General features: G+C 58.4%; 22 protein-coding genes. 16 read left to right on the top strand and 6 right to left on the bottom strand.

The window, feature by feature from the left end:
- Nucleotides 1–20: 20 nt before the first annotated feature.
- From urtA to ureC, 11 genes are all read left to right on the top strand, one after another.
- Nucleotides 21–1,286, top strand: a complete 1,266-nt coding sequence (gene urtA, locus AC4ANK_RS05100; RefSeq protein ID WP_002555394.1) for an urea ABC transporter substrate-binding protein — start codon at nt 21–23, stop codon at nt 1,284–1,286.
- A gap of 243 nt (nt 1,287–1,529) precedes the next feature.
- Nucleotides 1,530–3,119, top strand: coding sequence for an urea ABC transporter permease subunit UrtB (gene urtB / locus AC4ANK_RS05095; RefSeq protein ID WP_002555395.1), 1,590 nt, complete (start codon nt 1,530–1,532; stop codon nt 3,117–3,119).
- A complete protein-coding gene (gene urtC / locus AC4ANK_RS05090; RefSeq protein WP_031597722.1) occupies nt 3,119–4,198 on the top strand; it encodes an urea ABC transporter permease subunit UrtC in 1,080 nt (359 codons plus the stop codon). Before urtB ends, urtC begins: the two co-directional genes overlap by 1 nt.
- Nucleotides 4,195–5,055, top strand: coding sequence for an urea ABC transporter ATP-binding protein UrtD (gene urtD, locus AC4ANK_RS05085; RefSeq protein WP_002555397.1), 861 nt, complete (start codon nt 4,195–4,197; stop codon nt 5,053–5,055). Before urtC ends, urtD begins: the two co-directional genes overlap by 4 nt.
- Nucleotides 5,056–5,151: 96 nt before the next feature.
- Nucleotides 5,152–5,850: an urea ABC transporter ATP-binding subunit UrtE gene (urtE, locus tag AC4ANK_RS05080; protein ID WP_002555398.1), complete on the top strand. Its 699-nt coding sequence runs from the start codon at nt 5,152–5,154 to the stop codon at nt 5,848–5,850.
- Between the two features lie 52 nt (nt 5,851–5,902).
- Nucleotides 5,903–6,748, top strand: a complete 846-nt coding sequence (locus AC4ANK_RS05075) for an urease accessory protein UreD (RefSeq protein ID WP_002555399.1) — start codon at nt 5,903–5,905, stop codon at nt 6,746–6,748.
- Nucleotides 6,749–7,051: 303 nt separating this feature from the next.
- Entirely contained in the window at nt 7,052–7,354 is a 303-nt protein-coding gene (gene ureA / locus AC4ANK_RS05070; RefSeq protein ID WP_002555400.1) for an urease subunit gamma, read from the top strand.
- A 10-nt stretch (nt 7,355–7,364) separates the two neighbouring features.
- Complete coding sequence (locus AC4ANK_RS05065) at nt 7,365–7,907, top strand: GNAT family N-acetyltransferase (RefSeq protein WP_002555401.1); 543 nt, start codon at nt 7,365–7,367, stop codon at nt 7,905–7,907.
- Nucleotides 7,908–7,917: 10 nt separating this feature from the next.
- Complete coding sequence (gene ttr / locus AC4ANK_RS05060) at nt 7,918–8,451, top strand: tabtoxinine-beta-lactam acetyltransferase Ttr (RefSeq protein WP_002555402.1); 534 nt, start codon at nt 7,918–7,920, stop codon at nt 8,449–8,451.
- Nucleotides 8,448–8,756: an urease subunit beta gene (locus AC4ANK_RS05055; protein ID WP_002555403.1), complete on the top strand. Its 309-nt coding sequence runs from the start codon at nt 8,448–8,450 to the stop codon at nt 8,754–8,756. The genes ttr and AC4ANK_RS05055 overlap by 4 nt, the downstream gene beginning before the upstream one ends.
- 331 nt (nt 8,757–9,087) lie before the next feature.
- Nucleotides 9,088–10,788: an urease subunit alpha gene (gene ureC, locus AC4ANK_RS05050; protein WP_002555404.1), complete on the top strand. Its 1,701-nt coding sequence runs from the start codon at nt 9,088–9,090 to the stop codon at nt 10,786–10,788.
- A gap of 84 nt (nt 10,789–10,872) precedes the next feature.
- On the opposite strand, the gene AC4ANK_RS05045 is transcribed toward ureC, so the two are convergent.
- Nucleotides 10,873–11,127, bottom strand: a complete 255-nt coding sequence (locus AC4ANK_RS05045; protein ID WP_031597719.1) for a hypothetical protein — start codon at nt 11,125–11,127, stop codon at nt 10,873–10,875.
- 13 nt (nt 11,128–11,140) lie between these two features.
- Nucleotides 11,141–11,524, bottom strand: a complete 384-nt coding sequence (locus AC4ANK_RS05040; RefSeq protein ID WP_031597718.1) for a thioredoxin family protein — start codon at nt 11,522–11,524, stop codon at nt 11,141–11,143.
- Between the two features lie 159 nt (nt 11,525–11,683).
- Here AC4ANK_RS05040 and AC4ANK_RS05035 point away from each other — a divergent pair, with 159 nt between their 5' ends.
- On the top strand, nt 11,684–12,814 hold the full coding sequence (locus tag AC4ANK_RS05035) for a sensor histidine kinase (protein WP_002555406.1): 1,131 nt from the start codon (nt 11,684–11,686) through the stop codon (nt 12,812–12,814).
- Nucleotides 12,815–12,889: 75 nt separating this feature from the next.
- Here the strand turns inward: AC4ANK_RS05035 and cbpA are convergent, their stop codons facing one another.
- Nucleotides 12,890–13,834 (bottom strand): curved DNA-binding protein, encoded by a 945-nt coding sequence (cbpA, locus tag AC4ANK_RS05030; protein ID WP_002555407.1) that lies wholly within the window; start codon nt 13,832–13,834, stop codon nt 12,890–12,892.
- Nucleotides 13,835–14,160: 326 nt separating this feature from the next.
- Between cbpA and AC4ANK_RS05025 the strand changes: the two genes are divergently transcribed.
- Nucleotides 14,161–15,426 carry an Hsp70 family protein gene (locus AC4ANK_RS05025; protein WP_002555408.1) on the top strand — a complete coding sequence of 422 codons (1,266 nt, stop codon included), beginning with the start codon at nt 14,161–14,163 and terminating at the stop codon, nt 15,424–15,426.
- 139 nt (nt 15,427–15,565) lie between these two features.
- On the opposite strand, the gene AC4ANK_RS05020 is transcribed toward AC4ANK_RS05025, so the two are convergent.
- Nucleotides 15,566–16,576 carry an AI-2E family transporter gene (locus tag AC4ANK_RS05020; RefSeq protein WP_002555409.1) on the bottom strand — a complete coding sequence of 337 codons (1,011 nt, stop codon included), beginning with the start codon at nt 16,574–16,576 and terminating at the stop codon, nt 15,566–15,568.
- 188 nt (nt 16,577–16,764) lie between these two features.
- On the bottom strand, nt 16,765–17,055 hold the full coding sequence (locus tag AC4ANK_RS05015; RefSeq protein WP_005732120.1) for a PsiF family protein: 291 nt from the start codon (nt 17,053–17,055) through the stop codon (nt 16,765–16,767).
- A 152-nt stretch (nt 17,056–17,207) separates the two neighbouring features.
- Between AC4ANK_RS05015 and AC4ANK_RS05010 the strand changes: the two genes are divergently transcribed.
- Nucleotides 17,208–18,089, top strand: coding sequence for a DMT family transporter (locus AC4ANK_RS05010; RefSeq protein WP_002555411.1), 882 nt, complete (start codon nt 17,208–17,210; stop codon nt 18,087–18,089).
- Here the strand turns inward: AC4ANK_RS05010 and AC4ANK_RS05005 are convergent.
- Nucleotides 18,086–18,319, bottom strand: coding sequence for a hypothetical protein (locus AC4ANK_RS05005; RefSeq protein ID WP_002555412.1), 234 nt, complete (start codon nt 18,317–18,319; stop codon nt 18,086–18,088). The genes AC4ANK_RS05010 and AC4ANK_RS05005 overlap by 4 nt on opposite strands.
- A 279-nt stretch (nt 18,320–18,598) precedes the next feature.
- Here AC4ANK_RS05005 and osmE point away from each other — a divergent pair, with 279 nt between their 5' ends.
- Both osmE and AC4ANK_RS04995 read left to right on the top strand, forming a co-directional pair.
- The gene (gene osmE / locus AC4ANK_RS05000; protein ID WP_002555413.1) at nt 18,599–18,937 is read left to right on the top strand and encodes an osmotically-inducible lipoprotein OsmE; all 339 of its coding nucleotides are present in this window, start codon (nt 18,599–18,601) and stop codon (nt 18,935–18,937) included.
- A gap of 194 nt (nt 18,938–19,131) precedes the next feature.
- Entirely contained in the window at nt 19,132–19,620 is a 489-nt protein-coding gene (locus AC4ANK_RS04995) for an Hcp family type VI secretion system effector (RefSeq protein ID WP_002555414.1), read from the top strand.
- The last annotated feature ends 2 nt before the right edge of the window (nt 19,621–19,622 follow it).

Below are 19,622 nucleotides of genomic sequence, written 5' to 3'. Positions count from 1 at the left end.
TGAACCAAGGGAGCTAGTCAATGAAGCGTCGCAGCCTGATCAAAGCCTTTACCCTGTCCGCATCGATCGCCGCCATGGGGTTGACCTGGACCGTTCAGGCTGCCGAAACCATCAAGGTCGGTATTCTGCATTCGTTGTCCGGGACCATGGCGATCTCCGAGACCTCGCTCAAAGACATGGCCTTGATGACCATTGACGAGATCAACGCCAAAGGCGGCGTCAACGGCAAGATGCTCGAAGCAGTGGTTGTCGACCCGGCTTCCAACTGGCCACTGTTCGCCGAAAAAGGCCGCCAATTGCTGACCCAGGACAAGGTGGCGGTGGTCTTTGGTTGCTGGACATCGGTATCGCGCAAATCGGTACTGCCGGTCTTTGAGGAACTCAACGGCTTGCTGTTCTACCCCGTGCAGTACGAAGGCGAAGAGATGTCGCCCAACGTGTTCTACACCGGTGCCGCGCCTAACCAACAGGCGATCCCTGCGGTCGAGTATGTAATGAGTGAAGAAGGCGGTTCGGCCAAGCGCTTCTTCCTGCTCGGCACCGACTATGTCTACCCACGTACCACCAACAAGATTCTGCGTGCATTCCTGCACTCCAAGGGTGTAGCGGATAAAGACATCGAAGAGGTCTACACCCCGTTCGGTCACTCCGACTATCAAACCATCGTGGCCAACATCAAGAAGTTCTCTGCAGGTGGCAAGACAGCGGTTATCTCCACCGTTAACGGCGACTCCAATGTGCCGTTCTACAAAGAACTGGCCAACCAGGGCCTGAAAGCCACCGACGTACCGGTTGTAGCGTTTTCGGTAGGCGAAGAAGAACTACGCGGCATCGACACCAAACCACTGGTAGGCCACCTCGCCGCCTGGAACTACTTCCAGTCGGTGGAAAACCCGGTCAACAAGAAGTTCGTCGCTGACTGGACTGCCTACGCCAAAAAGAAAAACCTGCCAGGCGCTGACAAAGCGGTGACCAACGACCCGATGGAAGCTACCTACGTCGGTATTCACATGTGGGCACAGGCAGTCGAGAAAGCCAAAACCACTGACGTGGACAAGGTACGCGAGGCAATGGCCGGACAAACCTTCGCAGCACCGTCGGGATTCACCCTGACCATGGACAAAACCAACCACCACTTGCACAAGCCGGTAATGATTGGCGAAGTGGAGGACAACGGTCAGTTCAACGTCGTCTGGCAGACCAAAGAGCCGATCCGCGCCCAGCCATGGAGCCCCTACATTCCTGGCAACGACAAAAAGCCTGATCATCCCGTGAAGAGCAACTGATGTGACGGGGCTGAGAGCACAACAACTCTCGCCCCTACGCTCCAGCGCTAGTCGTACGCACACGTTCGCTCGGCCTCAGGGTGGAAAGCATTTTTTGTAGGAGCGGACTTGTCCGCGAAGGCGGCTGTTCAAACGATACATCTTCAGTGAATGTAACGGCCCTTTCGTGAACAAGTTCACTCCCACGGCCTTCGGCCAGAATCAAGAGCAGACGGCGCCACACTCAATCAAGGCCATATTGATATGCCTTCCTACTTCTACCGTTTCATCCTCGCTATCAGCCTGCTGCTGCCCCTTGCAGCTCAGGCCAGCGATGCCAGTGATTTTGTCGCAGCCAGTTCTGCACAACAGGCCGAGCTGCTGGAGGCCTGGGCAGCCAAGCCGACAGCGGAACGCGTTGAACTGCTTGAAGCTCTGCGCGATGGCCGTGTTGCCGCCGACAGCAGCAAGCGCGCCTGGATCGAAAACAACGATCAATACGTGCCGGCCGATGCACAAGCCCCTGCAGCAGCCGACGCCCCAACTCCTGACGAACCGCGCAAACTGCGCCTGAACAACCGGCTGCGTGGTCTGATTGAAACAGCGCTGGCCAGCCACCAACTGCTGGCAGCCGATACGCAACTGCGCATGGCAGCAGCCCTGCAATTGCAAAAAAGCGCTCGCCCTGCACAACTGGAGCTGCTGACCGAACGTGTCGCCAGCGAAACCGATTCCAGCGTCAAAAGCGCGCTGGCCCTGGCGCTGGCCAACCTGCAAATGGTCGACTCCATCCCGACAGTACGTCTGGCTGCCGTGCGACTGCTGGGTGAAACCGGTGACCCGCTGGCGCGTACCCGTCTTGAATCATTGCTGGCGCCCGGCGTGGAAACCGACGCTTCGGTACGCGTGGCGGCTGAAACCAGCCTGGCACAGGTGAAGCGCAAGCTGATGATCGGCGAAATCCTCGGTCAGGCGTTCAGCGGCATGTCGCTGGGGTCGATCCTGCTGCTGGCGGCGCTGGGCCTGGCGATCACCTTCGGCCTGCTTGGGGTGATCAACATGGCCCATGGCGAGATGCTGATGCTGGGCGCCTATTCAACCTATGTCGTGCAACTGATGCTGCAGCGCTATGCGCCGGGCGCCATCGAATACTATCCGCTGATCGCACTGCCGGTGGCGTTCTTTGTCACCGCCGTGATCGGCATGGCCCTGGAACGTACGGTCATCCGTCACTTGTATGGCCGTCCACTGGAAACCCTGCTCGCCACCTGGGGCATTAGCCTGATGCTGATTCAAGCCGTACGTCTGGCCTTCGGCGCGCAGAACGTTGAAGTCGCCAACCCGCAATGGCTGTCAGGCGGCATTCAGGTGTTGCCTAACCTGGTATTGCCTTACAACCGCATCGTGATCATCGCCTTCGCCCTGTTCGTGGTCGTGTTGACCTGGCTGCTGTTGAACAAGACCCGACTGGGTCTGAACGTGCGCGCCGTCACCCAGAACCGCAACATGGCTGCCTGCTGCGGTGTGCCGACCGGGCGCATCGACATGATGGCATTCGGTCTGGGCTCGGGCATTGCAGGTCTGGGCGGCGTCGCCCTGAGCCAGATCGGCAACGTCGGCCCCGACCTTGGCCAAAGCTACATCATCGACTCATTCCTGGTGGTGGTGCTCGGCGGTGTCGGACAACTGGCCGGTAGCGTGATGGCGGCCTTCGGGCTGGGCATTGCCAACAAGATTCTCGAACCGCAAATCGGCGCTGTATTGGGCAAGATCCTGATACTGGCGCTGATCATTCTGTTTATCCAGAAACGTCCGCAAGGCCTCTTCGCATTGAAAGGACGGGTGATCGACTGATGAGCCAGCCATTGATGGTAACTGCCGCACAAAAAGTCGGCCCCAAAGGCACGTTGACCGCAGGCATTGTGATACTGGCTGTGCTGCTGGCACTGCCGTTGCTGTCGTTGTTGCCTGCCGATAACAGCTTTCAGGTCTCGGCCTACACCTTGACCCTGGTGGGCAAAATCCTCTGCTACGCCATTGTCGCCCTGGCGCTGGATCTGGTCTGGGGCTACGCCGGGCTATTGTCGCTGGGCCACGGCCTGTTCTTCGCACTGGGCGGCTATGCCATGGGCATGTACCTGATGCGCCAGGCCGCAGGTGATGGTTTGCCTGCGTTCATGACGTTCCTGTCGTGGACCGAACTGCCGTGGTACTGGGCAGGCACCGACAATTTCCTCTGGGCGCTGTGTCTGGTGGTCCTCGCACCTGGGCTGCTGGCGCTGGTGTTCGGCTTCTTCGCCTTCCGCTCGCGGATCAAAGGCGTGTATTTCTCGATCATGACCCAGGCCCTGACGTTTGCCGGCATGCTGCTGTTCTTTCGCAACGAGACCGGCTTTGGCGGCAACAACGGGTTTACCAACTTTCGCAGCATTCTGGGTTTCAGCATCAGTTCCCAAGGAACCAGAGCAACGCTGTTCCTAGCGACAGTCTTATTGCTGATTGCCAGCCTGTACATCGGCTGGCGCCTGGCGCAGAGCAAGTTCGGCCGGGTTCTGACGGCGTTGCGTGATGCGGAAAACCGCCTGATGTTCTGCGGTTACGATCCGCGCGGCTTCAAGCTGTTTGTCTGGGTCTTGAGTGCCATACTGTGCGGCCTGGCCGGGGCCCTGTATGTGCCGCAGGTCGGCATCATCAACCCCAGCGAAATGTCGCCGACCAACTCTATCGAAGCAGCAGTGTGGGTAGCATTGGGCGGCCGTGGCACGTTGATCGGCCCATTGCTGGGCGCGGGTCTGGTGAACGGCATGAAAAGCTGGTTCACCGTGGCTTTCCCGGAATACTGGCTGTTCTTTCTCGGCGCGCTGTTCATCATCGTCACGCTGTACCTGCCCAAAGGCGTGATCGGCTTGCTGAAGAAAAGGAGCGAGCAATGAAAACCACTCCTACCCCGTCGTTCATGCTTGAACCGGTTCTGGCACCCAACTCTGATGCAGGCACCAGCCGCGATGCGGTAGGCCTTGGCAAAAGCGCTGGTAAAGGGCTGAACACACGACACGGCACGATCCTGACGCTGGAAGACATCAGCGTCAGCTTCGACGGTTTCAAGGCACTGAACGATCTGAATCTGTACATCGGCGTGGGCGAGCTGCGCTGCATCATCGGCCCCAACGGCGCTGGCAAGACCACGCTGATGGACGTCATCACCGGCAAGACCCGCCCCAGCCACGGCAAGGCCTGGTTCGGCGAAACGCTGGACCTGACGCAGATGAGCGAAGTGCAGATTGCTCAGGCCGGAATTGGCCGAAAGTTCCAGAAGCCGACGGTGTTCGAAGCCTTGAGCGTGTTCGAGAACCTTGAACTGGCTCAAAAGACCGACAAATCGGTATGGGCCAGTTTGCGTGCGCGGTTGAGCGGCGAACAGCAGGACCGGATACGCGAAGTCCTGGAAACCATTCGCCTGACCACCTCCATGCACCGCCCGGCGGGCTTGCTGTCTCACGGCCAGAAGCAGTTTCTGGAGATCGGTATGCTGCTGGTTCAGGACCCGCAATTGCTGCTGCTCGACGAGCCGGTGGCGGGCATGACCGACGCCGAAACCGAATTCACCGCCGAGCTGTTCAAGGGCCTGGCCGGCAAACACTCACTGATGGTGGTCGAGCATGACATGGGCTTCGTCGGCTCGATTGCCGACCACGTCACCGTGCTGCACCAAGGCAGCGTATTGGGCGAAGGCTCGCTGAACGACGTGCAGGCCGACGAACGCGTAATCGAAGTGTATTTAGGGCGCTGACGCAACGAACTGATCGGCGCGCGGCACGGAAATACCTATCCAGACGCCCCGCGTCCCAACATTACGATTACGCTGCAACCGACGAGAACATTCACCATGCTCCAGGTCGAAAAGCTTCATCAGTATTACGGTGGCAGCCACATTCTTCGTGGTCTGTCGTTTGATGTGAAGGTCGGTGAAGTCACCTGCCTGCTGGGCCGCAATGGCGTAGGCAAGACCACGCTGTTGCGTGTGCTGATGGGCTTGTTGCCGTCGAAGGAAGGCTCGGTGCAATGGGAAGGCAAGGCCATCACCCAGTTCAAGACGCATCAGCGGGTGCATGCCGGGATTGCTTATGTGCCGCAAGGCCGGGAAATATTCGGCCGGCTGACGGTCGAGGAAAACCTGTTGATGGGCCTGTCACGCTTTCCGGGCTCCGAAGCCAAGGAAGTGCCGGCATTTATCTACGAGCTGTTCCCGGTGCTGCTGCAGATGAAACATCGGCGTGGCGGCGATCTGTCCGGTGGTCAGCAGCAGCAATTGGCGATAGGCCGGGCATTGGCGAGTCGTCCACGCTTACTGATTCTCGACGAACCCACCGAAGGTATTCAGCCCTCGGTGATCAAGGAAATCGGCGCAGTGATCAAAAAACTGGCCGAGCGCGGCGACATGGCGATTCTGCTGGTCGAGCAGTTCTACGACTTCGCGGCGGAACTGGCCGATCAATACCTGGTGATGTCGCGGGGAGAAATCGTCCAGCAGGGCCGTGGCGAGAACATGGAGACCGAAGGGGTTCGCGGTCTGGTGACTATTTAATTAATGCGCCAATCCGTTATCGTGCTGCACTCGACAAGCCAATGAAGACACCATGAATCTGCCTGCCAACACCGCCCTTTTTACCCCCAGCTGGCATGCCGAGCTGGAATTGGGTTATGGCCGTTTCGATGACTGCACACGCCCGACCCAACGTCGCCACAAAGGGCCGCTGCGGGTGCAAAAGCATCTGTATGCCGAAGGACCGCAGGTGTGCCAGCACATCATCGTTCACCCACCGGGCGGTATCGCCGGGGGAGACCGGCTGGACATTTCAGCCACGGTCGGTGCCGATGCCTGGGCACAACTGACCAGCCCCGGCGCAGCGAAATGGTATCGCGCCGCCAGCCCGGCCTTTCAGCAACTTGAACTGCACGTCCACCCCGGCGCGACACTGGAATGGCTGCCGCAGGAAACCATCGTCTTCAGCAATGCCCAGGCAGAACTTACCACCCGCATAGAACTACACGGTGACGCGAAGCTATGCTACTGGGATGTAGTAGCACTGGGCCGTCCGGCCAGCGGCGAGCGTTTCGAGCAGGGACATTTTCAGTCGCATCTGGATATCCGCCGCGACGGCACATTGCTCTGGCACGAACGGCAACGCATTATCGGTGGCGACGGGCTGCTGGACTCGCCCATCGGCCTGGACGGCAAAACGGTATTCGCCACCCTGCTGCTGACCGGTGAAGTGAGCAGCGATCTGCTTGAGGCCTGTCGCTCGCTGTCGATGCCCAACCCGGTACGCGGTGATCTGACCCAATTGCCGGGCCTTGTAGTGGCTCGCTGCTTGGCAGACGAAGCATTGCACGCGCGCGCCTGGCTGATACAAATCTGGAAATACCTGCGCCCTGCCCTGCTGGGACGCGAGGCGGTAACGCCAAGAATCTGGAACACCTGATTGATGACTGGACGCTCTGCATTCCAGGCTACACCCTCGGCGCTGATACACTCAGCGTGATACATAAGTCCTGAAAAGCCCGAAAATCGGGGGCTTTTAGCGCTTCTGCCCGCAGGGCGTGGGAGCGAACGTGTTCGCGAAGACAATGTTTTAGGCGCTGCATTTTCGGCGACTACACCGGCCCCTTCTCGAACAAGTTCGCTCCCACGGCCTTCGGCCAGACCCCAAAACAGACTTATACATAACGATGAGGGCTCAAGCCTGGGAACGATCAACCACCGAATTTGAACAAACGGAAGCCCCATGGACCTGACACCACGCGAAAAAGACAAGCTGCTGATATTCACTGCCGGACTGGTTGCCGAACGGCGTCTGGCGCGCGGCGTGAAGCTCAATTACCCGGAAGCCATGGCCTACATCTCTGCGGCGCTGCTTGAAGGTGCGCGTGACGGGCAGACCGTCGCTGACCTCATGCACTACGGCACGACCCTGCTGACCCGCGATCAGGTCATGGAAGGCATTGCGGAGATGATCCCGGAGATTCAGGTGGAAGCCACCTTCCCGGACGGCACCAAACTGGTCACCGTGCATCAGCCGATTGCCTGAGGGAGTGATCATGCAAGACGTGATTCGCGATGCCCTGCCGGTCGATCTGCCAGGCATTCTGGCCATCTACAACGACGCAGTGCTCAACACCACGGCTATCTGGAATGAACAACCGGTCGACCTGGCCAACCGCCAGGTCTGGTACGCAGCTCGCCAGAGTCAGGCGTATCCAATTCTGGTGGCCGTCGACCACGCAGGCGAGGTGCTGGGCTACTCATCGTTTGGCGACTGGCGCCCCTTCGAAGGGTTTCGCCATACGGTGGAGCATTCGGTCTATGTTCGCGCAGACCAGCGCGGCAAGGGGCTGGGGCCGCGCCTGATGGCATCGCTGATCGAACGAGCCAGAGACTGTGAGAAACACATGATGGTAGCCGCCATCGAAAGCGGCAACGCGGCCTCCATCGCCCTGCATGAACGCCTCGGCTTCAAGACTACCGGACAGATGCCGCAAGTCGGCACCAAGTTCGGCCGCTGGCTGGACCTGACCTTCATGCAACTGGATTTGTCGCCCGGTGTTCCGGCACCCGCGTCACAAGCACCCAAGCCCTTCTAGAGAGCACGCCATGAACCATGCACAACTGCGACGTGTTACCGCTGAAAGCTTCGCCCATTATCGCCATGGTCTGGCGCAGTTGCTGTTTGAAACGGTTCACGGCGGCGCATCGGTGGGGTTCATGGCTGATCTGGATATGCAGCAGGCGTACGCTTGGTGCGATGGCCTGAAGGCCGATATCGCCGCAGGCAGTCTGCTGCTGTGGGTGGTGGCCGAAGACGATAATGTGCTGGCCAGCGCGCAGTTGTCACTGTGCCAGAAGCCCAATGGCCTGAACCGCGCCGAAGTGCAGAAACTGATGGTGCTGCCCAGCGCCCGAGGTCGTGGTCTGGGCAGGCAACTGATGGACGAAGTCGAGCAGGTTGCAGTAAAACACAAACGCGGGCTGCTGCACCTGGACACCGAAGCGGGCTCGGTGGCTGAAGCGTTCTATAGCGCGCTGGCCTACACCCGCGTCGGCGAACTGCCAGGCTACTGCGCCACACCGGACGGTCGCCTTCATCCGACCGCCATTTATTTCAAAACCTTGGGGCAACCGACATGATCCCTGGTCAATACCAGATCCAGCCCGGCGATATCGAACTCAACGCCGGACGCCGTACCCTCAGCCTGACGGTTGCCAACAGCGGCGACCGGCCGATTCAGGTGGGCTCGCATTTCCACTTTTTCGAAACCAATGACGCACTGACCTTTGATCGCGCCGCCAGCCGCGGCATGCGCCTGAATATCCCGGCCGGCACCGCCGTGCGCTTCGAGCCGGGCCAGTCCCGTGAAGTCGAGCTGGTGGACCTGGCCGGATTGCGCAAGGTCTACGGCTTTGCCGGACGGGTAATGGGCGATCTGGATTGAAGCCTTTTTGAATACCGTTCCTACGCTCCGCGTTCATCGTTACATACAAGTCTGCTTTTGATTCTGGCCGAAGGCCGTAGGAGCGAACTTGTTCGCGAAGAGGCCGGTACAGCCTCCAGAAACAGGGCGTTCAGACTAACGTCTTCGTGAGCAATGCGGATCGCCGCAACGGTCATGCAGGCATCCAATCGGGACGTGTGTATGACGATGGGCACTCGGCACGAGGATCAAAAGCTTTGACGACTAACGACTTGCAGCTCGCCGCTGGTCGCTTTGAAAAACTTACAGTTTGCGGCCTGCAGCTTGCCGCTCTGAATCCGAGGTACGAAAGATGAAGATAAGCCGACAAGCCTACGCAGACATGTTCGGCCCCACCGTCGGCGACAAGGTTCGCCTGGCCGACACCGAGCTGTGGATCGAGGTCGAGAAGGACTTCACCACCTATGGCGAAGAAGTGAAGTTCGGCGGTGGCAAGGTCATCCGTGACGGCATGGGCCAAGGCCAGCTAATGGCCGCCGATGTGGTCGACACGCTGATCACCAACGCCCTGATCATCGACCATTGGGGCATCGTCAAGGCTGACGTCGGCATCAAGAATGGACGCATCGCAGCCATCGGCAAGGCCGGTAACCCGGACATCCAGCCAGACGTGACCATTGCGGTCGGCGCGGCCACCGAAGTCATTGCCGGTGAAGGCATGATCCTCACCGCTGGCGGCGTCGACACGCACATCCACTTCATCTGCCCACAACAGATCGAAGAAGCGCTGATGAGCGGCGTGACTACCATGATCGGCGGCGGCACCGGCCCTGCCACTGGCACTAACGCCACCACGGTCACGCCCGGTCCGTGGCACATGGCGCGCATGCTCCAGGCTTCGGATTCGTTTCCGATGAACATTGGCTTCACCGGCAAGGGCAACGTCAGCCTGCCCGGCCCGCTGATCGAGCAGGTCAAGGCGGGCGCTATCGGTCTGAAGCTGCACGAGGACTGGGGCACCACACCCGCAGCCATCGACAACTGCCTGAGCGTTGCCGATGAATACGACGTGCAGGTCGCGATTCACAGCGACACGCTGAATGAGTCAGGTTTCGTCGAAACCACCCTCGCCGCGTTCAAGAACCGCACCATCCACACCTACCACACTGAAGGTGCAGGTGGCGGCCACGCGCCGGATATCATCAAGGCCTGTGGTTCTCCGAACGTGCTGCCCAGCTCGACCAACCCGACCCGGCCTTTTACCCGTAACACCATCGACGAACACCTGGACATGCTCATGGTCTGCCACCACCTGGACCCGAGCATCGCCGAAGACGTGGCATTCGCGGAAAGCCGTATACGCCGGGAAACCATCGCCGCCGAGGACATTCTTCACGACCTGGGTGCCTTTTCGATGCTCAGTTCCGACAGCCAGGCCATGGGCCGGGTTGGTGAGGTGATCATGCGCACCTGGCAAACCGCCGACAAGATGAAGAAGCAGCGGGGCCCCCTGCCGCAGGACGGTCCCGGCAACGACAACTTCCGCGCCAAGCGCTACATCGCCAAATACACCATCAACCCGGCGATCACCCACGGCATCAGCCATGAGGTGGGCTCCATCGAAGTCGGCAAGTGGGCGGACCTGGTGCTGTGGCGTCCGGCATTCTTCGGCGTCAAACCGACCCTGATCCTCAAGGGCGGCGCCATTGCCGCCAGCCTGATGGGCGACGCCAACGCTTCGATCCCGACACCGCAACCGGTTCACTACCGCCCCATGTTCGCCAGCTACGGCAGCTCGCTGCATGCCACCAGCCTGACCTTTATCAGCCAGGCGGCATTCGACGCAGGCGTACCGGAGTCACTGGGCCTGAAGAAGCAGATCGGCGTAGTCAAAGGCTGTCGCACCGTGCAGAAGAAAGACCTAATCCACAACGACTACCTGCCGGACATCGAAGTTGACCCACAGACCTATCAGGTCAAGGCCGACGGCGTGTTGCTATGGTGCGAACCGGCCGATGTGCTGCCGATGGCACAACGGTATTTTCTGTTCTAGCAAAGCGCTCGAAAGTGGGGGCTCTTGTTGAGCCCCTGCTGCTCGACGTACAAACTGGATTGACGTACAAACTGGATTAAAGCCCTAAGGCTCAAGACGCTCCAGGAATGTCTCTTTAGAGTTCAGTATCTGCAACGACTGCAGCGAGTCGTTGATGGCGTCGAACATGCCCAGATCCTGTTCAGTCGGTTTACCCTGCAACACCCGATGCAGAGCAAGAAAAACGCTGAGTTTGCCTCCCGACATATAGTTCCGTTTGCTTACTTTTGCATCTGCCAGTATCTCCCCCGCCAGCGCGATCTGCTCTTCGACGAACGCTGCAAACTCTGTCTTCAACATGCTGAATCTCCGGTTATGAGGTGAGTAGCAACTCATCCAGCACTTGCACCATCCGCTCCCTGGTTTGCTGCCCTACAAGGTCTTCCCGTACTCTTTTGCCATCCTTGAAAAAAACCATCGTCGGACCGTGATTTATCTCGTACTCGTTCGAAGTCACGGGGTTCAAAGAGTCTTTGAGATCCGAATCCAGCTCGATCTCTACTCTGATCAGGCTTACCTTTTCGGCGTATTTCTCTTCCAGCGCATCAAAAATGGCATCCATTCTGGCGCTGGCGTTTTGATCACCTCGTTTACTGACTTTTCCTTTCGTCGAGAACTCCACCGCCACAAGCCTGTGGCAGCTGGCATCGACAACCTCTTTCTGGAAGGTTGAATCGGTAGCAGTGATGACACTCATGTTCAGGCCCCTCATTCAATTAATCGCTGATTGAACATAGGCCTGCAAAAAAAGGGAGTCTACTGACAGAAATGACAGTAAACGCCCTGTTTGTCGTGTCATGTAAAAGCGATAATATGCGCCATCTTCCGTCACGCTCCTCCAACAAGGTAGTCGGCCATGCGCCTTTCCGAGTTCATCGTTGTTCATGTGGATCGCATTGTCGATGAATGGGAAGACTTCGCCAGGACTCTGAAACCTGCCGCCGACTCGATGAGCAAGCTGGAGCTGCGCGATCACGCCAAATCGATTCTGCTCGCAGCTGCACGGGACATGAAAACTGTGCAGAGCAAAAGCGAGGAGATTGCCAAGGCCAGAGGCGAAGAGCTGAACAAGACGCCAAGCCTGGACGAAGCAGCCAGCAGCCATGGCGAGTTGCGTCATGAGGTCGGCTTTGATCTGGTGCAGATGACGTCGGAATTTCGCCATCTGCGCGCCAGCGTCATCCGCCTCTGGGTAGAAAGCCTGGCAGCGCCGCAACTGGCCGATTTTCAGGACGTGATTCGTTTCAACGAAGCCATCGACGAGGCGCTTGCCGAATCCACCGCTGCCTATGCGGAACGGGTTGGCCGTTCACGGGATATATTTCTTGCCATTCTGGGTCACGATCTGCGCGCGCCGCTGCAGGCCGTCAGCATGTCGACGGAATTGCTGGCACGCAAGATAGCGCTGGACGAAAAGACCCAGTCCTATGTTTCACGTATCCAGACCAGCACCCGCCATATGGGCTCGATGGTCAGCGATCTGCTGGAATTCGTGCGCAGTCGCTTGGGCGCCGGGCTACCGGTTGAACGCAAATACATGGATTTGGCCAGTGCTTGCCGTGAAGCCATCGAGGAAGCCTGCGCCGGGCGACCGGACTCTGTTCCGGTGCTGAACATCGAAGGCAACACCAAGGGGCACTGGGACGCCGGGCGGATCAGCCAGATGCTACAGAACCTGATCGGCAACGCCCTGCAGCACGGTGCGGCCAGTCACGAGATAACGGTCAGTGTTACGGGTGCCGAGAAAGCGGTGATATTGGTGGTACACAACGAAGGCAAGCCGATTGCCGAAGACGCTATCGGGACGATCTTCGATCCGCTGGTGCGCAGCACCGAGGAAAACAGCGAAACACGCGGTACATCGACCAGCCTGGGTCTTGGCCTGTTCATCGTCAAGGAAGTGGTCAACGCCCACGGTGGCAGCATCACTGTGACCTCGACCATTGGTGAGGGCACGACCTTCAATGTGGTGCTGCCGAAAAACTGAGCGAGGCTGATTGCCTGCTGATGCGGGTGGCGCATCAGCCCATTCAGAAAAGACAGAATCGCAAGACCGCTATGCTCAACCCTTCCACTGCGCGCGAGGATCGAACGACGAACTGTCTGCCAGTTTCTGCCAGAGTGCCCGGGTTGCCTCGTCGGTGTGCTTGGGCACGACGATTTTCAGCTGGGCGTAAAGGTCGCCCCGCTCGCCACTCTTGTTCATCAAGCCGTTACCCTTGATCCGCAGACGCTGACCGTTCTGACTGTCCGGGCGGATGGTCAGGTTGATCCTGCTGTTCAGCGTCGGTACCGCCACCTTGGTGCCCAGCACTGCTTCCCAGGGTGCCAGTGGAACGGTGATGACCAGATCATGGCCCTCGACCTCGAACAGAGGGTGCGGTGCAAGGCGAATGATCAGGTACAGATCGCCATTGGCACCCCCGCCCACTCCAGGCGCGCCCTGGCCCTTGAGACGAATGCGCTCGCCGTCAACGACGCCCGCTGGAATCTTCACATTCAGGGTCTTGGTGATATCGCTCATGCGCTGCCCGTTGGGGCTGTGCTGCGGCACCTTGAAACTGACCTGCTTGGATTCACCCGACAAGGTCTCCTCAAGGAAGACTGCCAGCTCCATCTCAACGTCCTGCCCGGTACGCCCGGGGTTGCGGGTACGGCCGCCCTGCTGTGGCCGGCCGCCGAAAATGGAGCTGAAAAACTCTGAAAAGTCTGCCGTTTCCTCGAATCCTCCAGCGCCTGCGCCAGCCCGGCTTTGCCAGCCTGGCGGAGTCTGGAACGGACGACCCTGCCGACCGTACTTGCGCAGCTCATCGTACTCGGCGCGCTTGTCAGGGCTGCTGAGCACTTCATAGGCTTCGGACGCTTCCTTGAATTTGTCTTCAGCGCCTGCTTCCTTGCTGACGTCAGGGTGATACTTGCGCGCCAGTTTGCGATAGGCGGTCTTGATCGCCTTGTCGTCCGCAGTCGGCTCAACGTCAAGTATCTTGTAGTAGTCTTTGAAATCCATGTAACGATCACCCATCCGAATTATCCGGCAAAGCCAGATACGCTGGCGTCACGCGCCCAGCTCCCTCTATTTACGAGGTATCTGGATTACCTAACGTCGAAAATTTATAGATAGCCGGCCGTCTTTGCAGACGGGTCGATCACTCGACAACATCGTGTTCGACAGCCAGGTCTACCGAGAATCCCTTCAAGATTGGGGGTAACGGGCTTCAGTTCAAGCCTTGACGGTAAATACAGTCAGGTAAATATAAGCGACGTGTCGCGCTACGCAATTGGCGCGCGCTGACATAAACTGCGCGGCCGTTTTTTGACTGGAACGTAAAAGACATGAATGACCAATCCCCGGCCCGTGCCTGCGGCATCGATTTCGGCACGTCCAACTCCACAGTCGGCTGGCAACGACCCGGCGTGGAATCGTTGATCGCGCTGGAGGACGACAAGATTACTCTACCGTCGGTGGTGTTCTTCAATATGGAGGAGCGCCGCCCGGTGTATGGCCGTTTGGCGCTGCACGAGTATCTGGAAGGTTATGAAGGCCGCCTGATGCGCTCGCTCAAGAGCCTGCTGGGCTCAAAGCTGATCAAGCATGACACCAGCGTGCTGGGCACGGCGATGCCGTTCAAGGATTTGCTGGCGCTGTTTATCGGCGAGCTGAAAAAACGCGCCGAGCACACGGCCGGACGCGAGTTCGAGCAAGTGGTACTGGGCCGCCCGGTGCATTTCGTCGATGACGATGCACAGGCCGATCAGGAAGCCGAAGACACTCTGGCCGAAGTGGCCCGCAAGATCGGCTTCAAGGACGTATCGTTCCAGTTCGAACCTATTGCTGCGGCATTCGACTACGAATCCACCATCAAAGACGAAGAGCTGGTACTGATTGTCGACATCGGCGGCGGTACGTCGGACTTCTCGCTGGTGCGCCTGTCACCCGAGCGACGCCAGCACGATGATCGCCAACAGGACATTCTTGCCACGGGCGGCGTGCACATTGGCGGCACCGACTTCGACAAGCAGCTGAGCCTGCAAGGCGTGATGCCGCTGTTCGGTTACGGCAGCCGTATGAAAAGCGGTGCCTACATGCCGACCAGCCACCATATGAACCTGGCGACCTGGCACACCATCAATGCGGTGTACTCGCAAAAGTCGCAGCTGGCGCTGGGCAGCATGCGTTATGACATTGAAGACACGGGTGGCATCGACCGCCTGTTCAAGCTGATCGAACAGCGCGCCGGGCACTGGCTGGCCATGGAAGTGGAAGAAACCAAAATCCAGCTGACCCACGCTGAAAACCGCCATCTGCCAATGGACCGGGTGGAAGCAGGATTGAGTGTGGACCTGAGCCGGGTGATGTTCGAGGCGGCAATCGACGCTCAGCTTGAGCGCGTGCGCAACAGCGTGACGAACTTGCTCAGCGACGCGGGCGTGAGTGTCGAACAGGTCAACACGGTGTTCTTCACCGGCGGCTCCAGCGGCATCCCCGCCCTGCGCAACAGCGTCTCGGCCATGCTGCCCAACGCCCGCCACGTCGAAGGCAACATCTTCGGCAGCATCGGCAGCGGCCTGGCGATTGAAGCGAAGAAGCGCTACGGCTAGTGGTATGACTCGGAGCGCAGGCACGGTAGTTAAAGAACTATCGTTCCTCACGCTGCAGCGTGGGAATGCCGTTCGTGACGCCCTGCGTCACAGATTCCAGCCGCAACGCAGACTCTAGCCAGTCAGATATCCACGCGCCCTAGACCAACCCTTCCTTCTGCAGTTCGCTCTTCAAATACGCATAGTAAATCGGCCCTGCCACCACACCCGGCAGGCCGAATGCGGCTTCGAACAGCAGCATCGCCAGCAGCAACTCCCACGACTTGGCATTGATCTGTCCGCCGACGATGCGTGCATTGAGGAAATACTCGACCTTGTGAATCACGATCAGGTAACCCAGCGCAGCCAGCGCTACCCAGATCGAGATCGACATGCCGACAATGAAAATGAGCGTATTCGACATCAGGTTACCCACCACCGGCAACAGGCCGAGCAGGAAGGTCATGATGATCAGGGTCTTGGTCAGCGGCAGGTGAATCCCGCACAACGGGAGGACGATGGCCAGGAATACCGAAGTAAACGCCGTATTGAGCAGGGAAATCTTGATCTGGGCGAAAACGATGTTGCGAAATGCGCGACTGACCAGATACAGACGATCGAACAGTGCGGCCGCCAGCGGCTTGCGCGCATGGACATCGGAAATACGCTGCAAGGCGATGATTGCCCCCAGCACCATGCCGATCAGCATGGTAACGAACATGTGTGCTGCGCCCTTGCCGATCAACTGCAACTCGCCGACGTGCTTCTGCAGCCACTGCCCAAGAGAGACCTGAAACTCCGCCGCACTGGCAGGCAGATAGGCATCAATGAACGGCGGCAGCTGACCGCGCGCGCGATCCACCAGGGTCATGAACTTGTCCAGCGAGGCCCCGGGGTTTTCGGCTTCGTGCAGCACAAAGCTGATGACACCGGCAAAAATCAGTGTCAGCAGGCTGACCACCACAGTACCCAGTAGCGCTACCGCCAGCCAGCGGGCGCGTTCGCCAGAGATCAGACGCTGCAACTTGGGGGTCAGCATGTTGACCAGTTCGAACACCAACAGTCCGGCCAGCAGGCTGGGCAGCAACTTGAATGGCAACACCAATAACAGACCGCCAAATACAAGAATCCAGCTGGCTATTAACACCTGACGCGCAGAAAACGTTGGCATAGACCCTCAACGGGCAACACAAGGAAGGTGGGCAGTCTGCCAGCCTTCTCAGTCGAGAACCAGTGATCCGAAAGCCGGAAAAAGTGCGGCGCAATCATCTGCCCGATGATCGGCTCGATAACGGCGCCAAAGTGCAGTGTTTACTGCACCCGCGCGCCTTGTCTGTAGCGATGGCTCTGGCTGGAAAATTATTTCTTCTTGAGACAATCGCTCATGAAACTCTTGCGAGCGTCGCCCTTGAGTGCCTGAGTACTGGCGGTCGCATTGCAGGTCTTCATCTTGTCCTGCTGGGTAGCTGCCGGCGTTGGTGCCGCTTTCAGGCAAGTGCTCATGAACGCCTTGCGCTCATCGCCCTTAAGCGATTTGGCGCTGGCGTCGGCATTACAAGTGGTCATTTTGTTCTGCTGCGCAGTCGCCGCGAACCCCTGAGCAGACAGCATCAAGCCAACGAGCAATAAAGGAATACCGAGCTTCTTCATCGATCCACTCTCCAGAACCACCGCACCGGACGGCGCAGGCTGTGATTCAGTGTAGTCAGATGTTCCGACCCATGACGGGGCACACTGCATCGCCGCTGGCATTCTCGACCAACAGGCGGATAATTACGCCTCGCTTTAACGATGATTCCCTCATGCAATACGCTTTTCCACTGATTACAGTCCTTATCTGGGCGATCAATACGGCCGTCACCAAGGCGTCTGCCGGAGTGATCTTTCCGGCTGAAATAGGCTTTTATCGCTGGGCGCTGGCAGGCTTGCTGTTCACACCCTTCATGCTCAGGCCTGTCTGGGCAAATCGCGCCGCGATCAAACCGGTGCTGGGTAAAATTTTCATTCTTGCCGTGCTCGGCACTGCGATGTATCAAAGCCTGGCGTATTTCGCTGCAAGCCTGACGACCGCCACCAACATGGGGATCATTCAGTCGCTGGTGCCCATGATGGCGCTGGGGCTGTCGATAGCCTGCCTGGGCAATCGCCTGACCCGTGGCGCACTGCTGGGCGCTGTGCTGTCATTCGTGGGAGTGGTAGTGGTGGTGTCGGCGGGCAATCCCGCTGGGCTGATCGATCATGGCGTCAATCGGGGCGATGCGATGGTGCTGGTGGCCGCAGCGTCGTACGCGGTCTACAGCACGCTGCTGAAGAAGTGGCAATTGTGCCTGCCGCCCCTGCAATTGCTTTACGTACAGATTCTGCTGGCGCTTATCGTGTTGCTGCCGCCTTTTATCCTGTCGGCAAAAACCGGCTTGAATGCCAGCAACATTCCGATGGTGCTGTATGCAGCCATTCCGACTTCCATGCTTGCGCCATGGTTGTGGATGACCTCGATCATGCGTCTGGGGCCCAGCCGCACAACGCTGTTCTTCAACCTGATGCCGATCGCCACGGCATTGATCGCCGCGGCGACGCTGGGCGAACAACTTGCGCTCTATCACCTGTTCGGCGGAGCGCTGACCCTGTGCGGCGTCATCCTTGCAGAACGCTGGACGACCCCGCTGCGGTCAAAGACGAGTTAGGCAGTCGCGCTGCCCTCACTGCCCTCCACACTATGAATCGACACATCGGTGATTCCGGCGGCGTGAGCCATGCCGGCTTCACCGACTGAAAGATCGTCCAGCTCGACATGGTGCTTGAGCGCCAGCTCGTGTACCACTTCGATGATGGGCACATCCAGATTCTCGATGACGTCTACGTGGTGCTCGCCCAGCAAGGTGTACTCGATTTCATACAGTTCTTTATCGCTCATCGCATCTTCCTGGCCGTCACTGAGGAGCGGCTGATTAACGAACTACGGTCCGACAACCGATGACCGAGCCCAGGGCCGGACCCTAATGTCCGACCGTGCCATCAGATTGACCTCGCGGTTTCGGGAACGTGCTGGCGAATATTCAAAGGGCCACCTCGCGGTCAGGGATTGTCGCGAGAGGTACTGCCGTATCGCCATCTTTTTTTCGAACTCTTAGCCCGGTTTCCTGCTCAAAGCGCTACCGGGCCAAGACCGGCTCTGACATGTGGAGCAATGACGATGTACAAGAAAATCTTCGCGGCGACTTTTGTATTGGCGACGATGGCCGGCTGCAGTAACACAACCGTGCAGAACCCGGTGGATTACGTCACTTATCGCAACGAACCGCTGGTCAAGCAGGTTGAGAACGGCATGACGCGCCAGCAGGTCCTGACCATCGGCGGCGAGCCGTCGAGCACCATCGAGCGTAAGGTCAACCCAGGCACCTGCAACAATTACGTCCTGGCCAAAGATGGCCACAAACAGGTTTACCACGTCAGCTTCAACAGCGACGGTCGCGTGACCAACAAAGGTTTCATGACCTGCGAACAACGCGAGAAAAACGAAAAAGCGATGTAACGGAAATAACTTACAGACGCCCGACGCGCAATGCGCCGGGCATTTCTATTTTGATGTTTAAGTATTAAACCCGTCATTAGACATTGCGTTTCAAACCACCGCTTGCGCCTTGAAACCCATGTACAAATTTGCTGTCATAGCCACTCATCTTAAAATCACTACACCGCATCACTAATGACCAAGGAAAGGTTCATATGGCTTTCGACGCTTTTATTCAGATCGCAGACATCCCGGGCGAGGCGCTGGACGAGAAGTACAGCAAGTGGATCGAAATCACCGGCTATAACTTTGGCGTCAACCAAAGCACCTCTGCCACCGCCAGTTCCTCGGGCGGCGCTTCATCCGGTCGCACCACCATGACCAACTTCACGTTTACCAAATACCTCGACAGCGCCAGTTGCAAGCTCATGGAAGCCAGCTGCGCAGGCCAGCACCTCAAGGAAGTGAAGCTGGTACTCTGCCGCGCAGGCACCGACAAGCTCAAATACTACGAAGTGGTTCTCGAGGAAGTCATCATCGCCGACTACACCCAGAGCGCAAGCGCGGGCATCCCCATCGAAATCGTACAGCTCAATTACGGCCGCATCAAAACCACCTACACCCTGCAGAAACGTGTCGATGGCACAGCAGGCGGTAACGTGACTGGCGGCTGGGACCGGATCAACAATAAAAAGTACTCGTGAGG

The organism is Pseudomonas sp. Pmew2 (genome assembly GCF_058129885.1).
Note: the sequence above shows the minus strand (reverse complement) of the source record. Positions and strands in the feature narration are given on the sequence as shown.